Origin of the sequence: Xanthovirga aplysinae, from assembly GCF_009711365.1 — a bacterium.
In the GTDB taxonomy this organism is placed as follows: domain Bacteria; phylum Bacteroidota; class Bacteroidia; order Cytophagales; family Cyclobacteriaceae; genus Xanthovirga; species Xanthovirga aplysinae.
This window is the reverse complement of sequence record NZ_SMMB01000824.1, coordinates 1-4,343: the sequence shown is the minus strand read 5'-3', so window position 1 is coordinate 4,343 and position 4,343 is coordinate 1. Positions and strand designations below refer to the sequence as shown.

5 protein-coding genes are annotated in these 4,343 nt (G+C 38.1%); 1 reads left to right on the top strand and 4 read right to left on the bottom strand.

Features of this window, described 5'->3' with window-relative positions; genetic code table 11:
• Nucleotides 1-992 precede the first annotated feature (992 nt).
• Entirely contained in the window at nucleotides 993-1,136 is a 144-nt protein-coding gene (locus tag E1171_RS06290; protein WP_155205163.1) for a hypothetical protein, read from the top strand.
• 289 nt (nucleotides 1,137-1,425) lie between these two features.
• Here the strand turns inward: E1171_RS06290 and E1171_RS06285 are convergent, their stop codons facing one another.
• The 4 genes from E1171_RS06285 to E1171_RS06270 form a co-directional block, all read right to left on the bottom strand.
• The gene (locus E1171_RS06285; protein ID WP_155205162.1) at nucleotides 1,426-1,761 is read right to left on the bottom strand and encodes an argonaute/piwi family protein; all 336 of its coding nucleotides are present in this window, start codon (nucleotides 1,759-1,761) and stop codon (nucleotides 1,426-1,428) included.
• Nucleotides 1,762-1,951: 190 nt separating this feature from the next.
• A complete protein-coding gene (locus tag E1171_RS06280) occupies nucleotides 1,952-2,350 on the bottom strand; it encodes a hypothetical protein (RefSeq protein WP_155205161.1) in 399 nt (132 codons plus the stop codon).
• Between the two features lie 903 nt (nucleotides 2,351-3,253).
• Entirely contained in the window at nucleotides 3,254-3,475 is a 222-nt protein-coding gene (locus tag E1171_RS06275; RefSeq protein ID WP_155205160.1) for a hypothetical protein, read from the bottom strand.
• A 582-nt stretch (nucleotides 3,476-4,057) separates the two neighbouring features.
• The coding region (locus E1171_RS06270; RefSeq protein WP_187696297.1) for a beta-barrel domain-containing protein at nucleotides 4,058-4,343 on the bottom strand (286 nt) is incomplete at its 5' end.

Below are 4,343 nucleotides of genomic sequence, written 5' to 3'. Positions count from 1 at the left end.
TTAGCAGACTGCTGCTTTTACATCTATGCTTTTAGAGTGAAAACTTTTTTACTTTGGCTTTTGCATGGATTTAATATGCCCTTGCCGTTACCTTAGAAATGTACGTCAAAAATTGTGATAATTAGTTGTGTTGGAGGTGTTTACTTTGATCTACTTTTTTATGCACTGTCAGTTTTTCATTGTATTTTGTGATGATCAAGGTATTAATCTGACTCTTTTAATATTTCCAAAAGAAAAAAGAAGAAGGGAAAAAAGAAAAGAGAATGCTTTTTTCAATCAGACGGGGATAAAAAGCAAGACTCGCTGAGGAACGAAGCCAGTCTTGCTTTTTAATGGTGTGGGAGAGTAGTGGGAGAGTAGTGGGAGAGTAGTGGGAAGGTAGTGGGAAGTCTGATTAGATTTGCTTTGCTCTGAATGTTTTTTTACTGAATTAAATGTGCTATTTCCGATGGTCAATCTGAAAAAAAAACCTAAAAAGGGAGCTTTGAATAACTAAACTCTAACCAGAAGTGCCTGATGGTTTAATCGACAACACCTAAATGAATAACGCACAGAAAGAAGGGACTACCAGAAGTGCGAACGCCCGCCAATAGCCACCTGCTGCCGATACTGACTCTAAATAATAACTTAAACATAGTGCTTTCTCACAGGAAGGGCTGATTGCGGCAAGGGTTCAGCTCCGCATTCCTGTAAATTGGCGTTATGTTGTTGTTATTATTTCTTCGTGTTTAGCAGGGAACTTTGATGGAGAGCCTTTTTGTGGGTTGGTACCAAAGCAGGTAATTTTCGGCGAAGCCATTTCGCGAGCAGCCTTCGAGTGGAGCAAGGGTGTCGTAGGTCGCCTACATCCCAATAGGGTGGAGGCGACCTACGCTAATGTAGTTTCTACACAGGGCTGGCGTGTTTTTTGCTTTTGGGTCGGAAAAAACAAGGGTAGGAATTGAAGTGAACGAAACCGAAGCGGTGAAAATTGGGGTTGGGGGTTAAGAGAAGTGAAAGAGCTACTCTTGTGTGCGGTTTTTAGGGCTGTAGAGACATTCCAAAGGGTGGCCCTATGGGCCATAAACTTGACGGTTGGCAAAAACATGACGGCCCCAATAGCCCGCAGTGACCAGCAGGCGAGCATTTATTCATGAAGCGGCAGACCCCCAATAATTGAGGTTGTGGGCGAAGCGAACTCATCAATTGGGGTTAGGGGGATGAAGGAGCTGCAAGTGAGGAAGGAGTGCAGTGTGTGCAGCAAAACAAGTGAACGGAAAGCAGCTGGTAAGTGAACGTTATAGGCAAGGGCGACCGTTGGGAACCCTTGCCTATATGTTTTTGCGAAACAAAACGGAATGTTTGACGAACAACGCTTTACCTGTTTTGGGTAGTGGGTAGGAAAAAGGGGGATTTGTGATTGATTTAATTAAATGCTTTTTTATTTTACAAAAACCATAGATTTTCCCTTCCGAATTTGGGGATGTAACAGTTTTTGAAGTGAGGAGCAATTTTGGCGATCATTTCGGGGTATTTGATGGTGACAGGCAAGTTTTGTTGTTTGAGGGATTTCCAGTACATGCGGCTGAATTGGTAGACCTTGTCTATAAGCTCTTGGGCATCGGTATCGTTTAGGAGTTCTGGTTCTGAGCAGGACAGTCGGAGTTTGATAGGCAGGTGGTAGCCATCAAGGCTTTGGGTGTATTCATTTTTGTAGATAGTATTGTTGAAGGGTAGGTATTCGTTTTTTGTGATTTTAGCGATGGTGCCACTGTAAGGCATTTTTTCTTTGTAGGAATAGTCAAAGATGAGGTAGTCTTAGGGTTCGGTTTTATTGATGGAGACTATGTAGATGGGAATCGGCAAATCGAGATTTTGGAGTGCTTTGGTGATTGGTTTTAACTCACGATCGCTCATGGTTTTGTAATAATGGATGATGAGGCGATCCAGGCGGAAATTACGGTTTCGACTTTTAAATTCTTTGATGCTTAAGTTCGATGTCTCCAGCTAAAAGGAAGAGTTCATTCTGGCTGTAACAGCCGAATTCTTTAAAGTAACCGTCGTTAAAAAAACAGATGGTATTGCCAATGTATTGCATACTGCTTTCCATATTCTTGAAGGCACCTACTCCAAAGAGGAGTTCTCTTTTAAAGGGAGCATTTAGTTTCCAGGGAATTCCGGTGAGCTTGGCAAGATGAGCCACTGCTATGTTTGTGATGGACCATTTAAAACTACGCTCGAAGATGGTGCTATTTTCTACTGCCTGAGATGTGATTTCATGCTCCAGAAGGAGTTCTTTTAATTGGTAGTATAACTTCTTTTGGGGATTCTTGCTTCTCTTCTTTTTGAATAGGAGTGATAAAAAAGGCAAAGTATTTGACCAATTGGTTAGGGATGAAATCTCTTAATCTTGCTTTGATTTCGGGTAGTGGATTGTCTTTGTTTTTAAAATTAATGTTGTTGGGGGTGTGTTCGTAGAAGAGATTTTAACAAACTGGTGAATGCCATCAAACCCTAAATCTTTACTTCCCTTAAGGTATTCCAATAATCTTTGATTCGCCATTAGATTGGACTGGTGGTATCTAAAAATAAAGTGAAAATAGTTGTGAGGTTGGTTTTTAAAGGGTTTTAAGAGTTTTAGATCCTTGTTAGGTACTTTTCCACATCCTTGAGCAAAGAGCAGTTGATTTCTTGGAGCCGAGGTGTATTGAAAGTTGGTGGCTGGAACTTTTAGGAAGCCCTCCTCTGAAAGAGAAATGATCGAAAGGAATTCAGGCTTTTTGAGGTAGGTATTGTGAAAATTATTACTGTAGCGGTATATGCTGGTTTAATTGTTGGTGATTCTTTCAAAGTCGGAGGGAAGGTTTAGAGCTGCAGTCAATCCTTTGTTGACAACAGGGTAGACGTTTGTCAGGTCTTCCCGAATTTCATAGGAAAGGTTTTTCGTATTTCCTGATTAGATTTTTGTAGACGAATTTATTGAAGAGAGCAGGAGAGATGTGGGGTAGCTGGTTGATATTTTTTAGCAAGGCTCTAAATTTTTCGGCATAGTATATGACTAACTCGGGTTGGTCGGTAACTTATTGGATTTGTACTCTTAAGGGCAGAGTGTAGTAGTATTGGCATTGGTTGTCTTCTTTGTCTTTTTCCTTGAACCAGATTTCAATGTCATTGGGGAGTTGAAACGTACTATAAGGCCTTTCTTTGTAATACTGGTAGATTTGACCATTGTAATAATGTTTGGTAAATTTTGGAGAGGCATTAAATTTCACCTTTAGGGTGATAGGTCCTTCGCCTGGGCATGGAGATTGATGTAGAGTGGAATTTCCTTTTTTATTTCTTTCAAGCTAAGAATTTCTTTAGCGTTGGCTGAAAGCTTGTAATGAAAAATGGGATAGAAGCCTTCTTTCTTTTCTTTTATGAAGTGAAGCTCTTTTTCTTTTTTTTGATGATTAAATGGAACTGAATTTAATAGTAAATTTTGTCCCTTCTTCATCTTTTTTCTACTTACTAGAAAAATATTGGTTTGACTTCAAATATCCTTTTTTCTCTTTTTGGCTTATTAGTCTAATTGTTTTGCATTCATACAAGATGATTTGTTTTTTTTAGATAAATGGGTGTTTTGGGGGAATTTACTTTAAAAACTTAATTTGGTATTTTAAAAATAAGTTGTTTAATAGTCAATGGGTTAGGAGAAATAAGAAACGGGAATTAAAAACATGGGCTTAAGAAAAGGGTGTGAAATTAGGGGATCGGTTAATTCTTGTTTTTTTAATAGGAGTGTTTTGGAGTTTTTTTTAGGAATGAGCCTTTCCCCATTCAACTTATTTTCTACATTTTATGGTTTTTGTCTACCTCAACTATAGGGAGTAGGAAAACTATGAGCTCTATTAATGCCGTTTTGTCGCTTTCAGGTAAGAGAAGGTTTTGATTAAGATGGTGGATAACTAAGGAGGTAAATGTCCTTTCTCCTGAAAAATTTTCCGATATTTATTTTTTGTATGGGTTCAGTGGGTTAAAATAATTATGGGTAATTTACAGAAATAGAACAACTTATTTTTGAATTATTGATTTTTTATTAAAATGAGGTAAGCTTTGAAAACAATCTTTCCAGCAAAGTCCTTTCCTCAGTAATTATTTCAGCTTCACCTTTCATATTGGTTATATAATCGATTTTAAAATTTGTATTTGTATTAAGGTCTTGATTAATATTAATATTCAGGTAATATTGATCATCTGTTGCTGTCAGGGATATTTCACTAACAATACCTCTAATGTAACCATACTCCTTGTAAGGATAGTTTTTTAATTTAATTTTAACCTTTTGGCCTACTTTAACTTTTGCTGACCCTTCTATGGGCAAT

Coding starts and splice junctions, on each gene's coding strand:
- E1171_RS06285 (WP_155205162.1), bottom strand. CDS start 1,761: ATGCCTTACAGTGGCACCATCGCTAAAATCACAAAAAACGAATACCTA.
- E1171_RS06275 (WP_155205160.1), bottom strand. CDS start 3,475: ATGAAGAAGGGACAAAATTTACTATTAAATTCAGTTCCATTTAATCAT.